The sequence below is a fragment of the Prevotella sp. TCVGH genome (genome assembly GCF_023522295.1).
Lineage (GTDB): Bacteria > Bacteroidota > Bacteroidia > Bacteroidales > Bacteroidaceae > Prevotella > Prevotella timonensis.
This window is the reverse complement of the sequence record NZ_QFFX01000110.1, coordinates 1-4,323: the sequence shown is the minus strand read 5'-3', so window position 1 is coordinate 4,323 and position 4,323 is coordinate 1. Positions and strand designations below refer to the sequence as shown.

4 protein-coding genes are annotated in these 4,323 nt (G+C 31.6%); all 4 read left to right on the top strand.

Translation table 11 applies throughout. The annotated features are described in order from the left end of the window. On the top strand, positions 1–549 hold a 549-nt coding region (locus DEM91_RS12115), incomplete at its 5' end, for a RagB/SusD family nutrient uptake outer membrane protein (protein WP_249859083.1). A gap of 14 nt (positions 550–563) precedes the next feature. Further along, complete coding sequence (locus DEM91_RS12110) at positions 564–1,244, top strand: DUF4843 domain-containing protein (protein WP_249859082.1); 681 nt, start codon at positions 564–566, stop codon at positions 1,242–1,244. Positions 1,245–1,267: 23 nt separating this feature from the next. Beyond that, positions 1,268–2,815, top strand: a complete 1,548-nt coding sequence (locus tag DEM91_RS12105) for a PKD-like family lipoprotein (protein ID WP_249859081.1) — start codon at positions 1,268–1,270, stop codon at positions 2,813–2,815. A gap of 12 nt (positions 2,816–2,827) precedes the next feature. Continuing rightward, positions 2,828–4,162 (top strand): TlpA family protein disulfide reductase, encoded by a 1,335-nt coding sequence (locus DEM91_RS12100; RefSeq protein WP_249859080.1) that lies wholly within the window; start codon positions 2,828–2,830, stop codon positions 4,160–4,162. Positions 4,163–4,323 lie beyond the last annotated feature (161 nt).

Below are 4,323 nucleotides of genomic sequence, written 5' to 3'. Positions count from 1 at the left end.
CATTATCGTCACTATGAGGGTCTACGTCTGCTACCCTCTGTCTGTGAAGAGATAATAATTCAGCAGACCCTAATTATGTCACCTGAAGTTTGCGCAGAAATTTTTGAAACTAATTTATATGGTTTTGATTGGCGATATAATTATTATTTTGAAGCATTATTAGGTTATTATCTTGGAAGCTCAAAATTATGGCAAACCTCTTCTACTTATAATGATTGCCAACCTTTACTTAGAATTAGTGAAATGTGGCTTATAGCAGCAGAATGTGCAACATCTAAAAAAGAAGCCATAGACTGTATTAACATATTACGAAAACACAGGGGATTTGACGATAGTAGCTTGTTATCAGAAGAAAATATTACGGACGAAAACTTAAAATCAATTATTGGAAAAGAATATCGTAAAGAGTTTATAGGTGAAGGACAATGGTTCTTATATTGTAAACGTAACGATTTGAATCAGATACCTAATGTTTCAGTTCCATTTAGTAAAAAATATTACGTTCTACCTATGCCTGATTTGGAAAAGCAATATGGAGGAAGAAAATAGAAAGGAGATAATATATGATACTTTTTAATGATAAGATTTATTGTGTGCTTTTATTGCTTCTATGTAGTTGTACGACAGACAATTATTTGCGCTATGATACCACTGATGCCTCATTGCGTTTTGATTATTCTTTGGTAAGAAAAGATAGCTTAATTTATTCTTTTGGATTGCATGCTGGAATAGAAGTTGATAATATTGACATTCCCGTTAAATTAATAGGTATAACATCTCCAAAAAATAGGAAATTTGTTGTACAGGTTGTCCCAGAGAAAACTACAGCGATTGAAAATAATGACTATAAAATTGAACCATGTGAATTGTTAGCAGACTCTATTTCAACTATAGTAAGGATTCAAGTGCGAAAAAATGCGAGTCTTAATTTAGGTGATAAAAGTATAGTCTTACGATTATGTGCTAATGATAATTTCTCAACTCCTCCAATTAACGAGGCTGAATTTAAAATTGTATTAACGAATGAATTATCAGAACCTGAAGGATGGATATTTGATGAATACAGTCGAGTAAAACATGAATTTGTTATATTGCACACGGGAGTGGCTACTAACTATACTAACTGGAGTACTTCTGAGCAAATTTATTGGAAGGGAGTGTTAATCAATGCCCTTTATAAATATAATAAAGAACATCCAGGAAAACCGTTGACAGATGAAAATGGTCTGATAGTGACGTTCTAAGTATTAATGAATAAATGTGTGTAATGATGAGAAATATATTTAAAATAGGATTATCCTTCATCTTTTTAATTACAAGTTTTTCTGCTTGTTACGATGATACTGGAAATTATAATTATTCTAATTTACCAGATGTTTCCATTTCTGCAAAAGACACAGTGTATGCCACTCAATTCAAAACTTTGGAGCTACCAATCGAAATTAAGTTGAGTAGTGGTAGTGAAAAGGACTATGACTTTAATTGGCGAATATGGTCAAACGCACTTGGAGGAGTGTCAACCCAAAAAACAATAGGAAATACAAAAACTCTTTCCTATTTAGTCACGGAAGTTCCAGGGGCCTATAGCTTAGTACTCACTTGCCATAATAAAGAAACAGGTGTAAAGTCGTTAAAAAAAATATTTTTGGTAGTACAGGGGATTATAACCGAAGACTGGATGGTTTTACATGAGAAAAATGGAACAACAGATTTTGACATGATTATGAGTCCTTTTTTCTCAAATCGAGTAAAAGAGGATCTTGTCTTAAATAATGTTTACACATCTGTAAATAATGAACAGTTACGAGGGCATGGCGTAAAAATAGGTAGTTTCTTTTGGTTAGGAAAAATGCAGAACGTGACTATACTTACAGATAAAGGCGGTGTTCGCTTAGATGCAGTAACCATGCAAAAAACGTATGACATTTCTACGTTGATGCCAAATCTGGCAGATTGGAAGCCAGAGAATTATCTTTTCTATCATTATTATTGGAGCCCAGGTCGGTATGGATATGATGCTATCATTTCTAACGGCAAGTTTTATCAATACAGCTCCATGGGTTCAATGGGCTTTACAACGTATACAGAACCAATTTTGAAAGATGGTATGACTTATAAAGCTTCACCGTATGCGCCTCGTTATTTTGATTATTATCTGGGTATTCTTTATGATGAAATCGGAGGTCGATTTTTATGTTTCCCTAAGAAGAATGGAACTTCTTCGTGGGTACTCCAAGAAATGCCAGATAATATTTCTGGAACACTCTTTAATGTAAAAGATATGCATGCCAAGCTTAGATACATGGATACAGGTTTTAACAACTATGAATATGGCTTATTTAAAGACTGGAACACTCATAAGAATATACTATATACATTTAATTTTGACAAAAAGAAAAATATAGATAAAGGAATGTACTATGCTGACAATTGTCCAGAATTAAATAATGCTAAATATTTTGCAGTAGGAAATTTAGGCCCAATCTTTTATTATGCAACAGATAAAAATATTTACCAATATGATTATGCAGGAACTAATACTGGCAAGAGAGTCTATTCTTTAGCCAACAATCAAGAAAAAATAACAGGAATCAAAATTTTGAAACCATGTGTAGATCGTTTTATTAAGACTCATCCCTATAATAATAAGGTTTTATTTGTTTCAACTTATAATGAAATCTTAAAAGAAGGAAAAGTTTACATGTATTATATTAATGTTAGTAATGGGACAATAGATGTATCTTCAGAAAAGGTTTTTAGTGGGTTTGGTAAAATAATAGATATGGAATATAATTTCCCAAAATATGGTTCTTGAGGAATGTTCAAAATGAAAATAGTAAATATAAATAAGTCTTCAATTGCCTTTGTACTCTGTTTATGGGTGACTACTGTTCTTGGACAAGTTGAATTTTATTTTGAAGAGTATGGAGCTTCAAAAATACGAGTAGTTTTTCGAGATTCGTCGTATTATTCAACTTTGGACAATAACGGTAGAGGTGTAATTAGGTTTTCGCCAGTCTTAAAGCCTGGATACGCTGTACTTTATGGACCTAAAAATATTATGTATTTTTATCTTATTCCAACAGGAAAGCAAAGCATGCTAAAATATAAAAATGGAGATCTTAAATTTCTTGGAGATGGTAAGGATATTAATGATTATTTAAATGGAGAACTTTTAGAGCTACTTAATTTGAATTATAATCAACCCGAAAATGAATTTTTGAGTGATTGGAATAAGATGTTTCTTAATTTACAAATAAATATCGATACACTTTCATTATTTGAAGAATTTAAGAAGATAGAGAAAAAACGATTACATTATTTGGCCTGTAATATGCTCCAGAATTATCCTCTTCACAGAGCAAGATTTCTCAAACAGAAGTATTATCTTCCACATTCTGCATTTTATCAACAGCAGGAAAAAATAATGATTGAAGATTCGGAAGCTTATGATTTTTGGGAATACCGACAAGCTTTTAGAAATTATATTCAAGCTTTAGCTTCCAAGAAAATAAACAATAACCCCTTAAATGAATTGCGTTATGCATTGAATTATACCAAAAACAACATAAAAGACTCAAATCTTCAAGATTATCTTATTCATACTTTTATGTATGGATATGTTAGAAGGTATGGCGTGAAAGATATTGGTGAGTTTCTCCCAATATATAATAGTCATGTTCATAATATAAAAAGGAAAGCAGACTTTAAAGAAATTTATCAAAAGTTCTCACGTATAGCTTACGGAAAACAAGCACCATGTTTTATACTTCCTAATGTAGAAGGCGAGAAAATCTCACTCTCTATGTTAAAGGGTAAGTATATTTATATCGATGTTTGGGCAACTTGGTGTTTGCCCTGTTGTCGTGAACTACCTTATCTTCTTAAGTTACAGGAGAAGTTCAAAGGAAAGCCAATTGTCTTTGTTAGTATTTCAATAGATGAGGATGAATCTAAATGGAAAGGAAAGATAAAAACAGATAATTTGCAAGGTATTCAATTGCGTGCAGATAGAAATAGTAATTTTCAAAAAGATTATCAAATTTCACGCATACCTCGTTTTATATTAATTGATGCTGAAGGAAAAATTATAGATGAGAATATGACAAGACCTTCTGATCCAAAAACTATAAATCGAATAGATTCTTTATTTTCAGATTAAATAGCCACAGGGTGTTGAATATATTGATTGGACACGGGTGATAAAAATAATAGTGCACGAAGTCTCTGTTTCGCTTTTTTTAGTTTGACCTAAATCAATTTCTGCAAATTTCTAAAACTTTTCTTGAAAAATATTTGGAAGTTAGTCGTAAAGTTTGTACT

What these genes read in the sequence shown, in the direction of transcription:
- DEM91_RS12110 (WP_249859082.1), top strand. Translation starts at nt 564, where the DNA reads ATGATACTTTTTAATGATAAGATTTATTGTGTGCTTTTATTGCTTCTA.
- DEM91_RS12105 (WP_249859081.1), top strand. Translation starts at nt 1,268, where the DNA reads ATGATGAGAAATATATTTAAAATAGGATTATCCTTCATCTTTTTAATT.
- DEM91_RS12100 (WP_249859080.1), top strand. Translation starts at nt 2,828, where the DNA reads ATGAAAATAGTAAATATAAATAAGTCTTCAATTGCCTTTGTACTCTGT.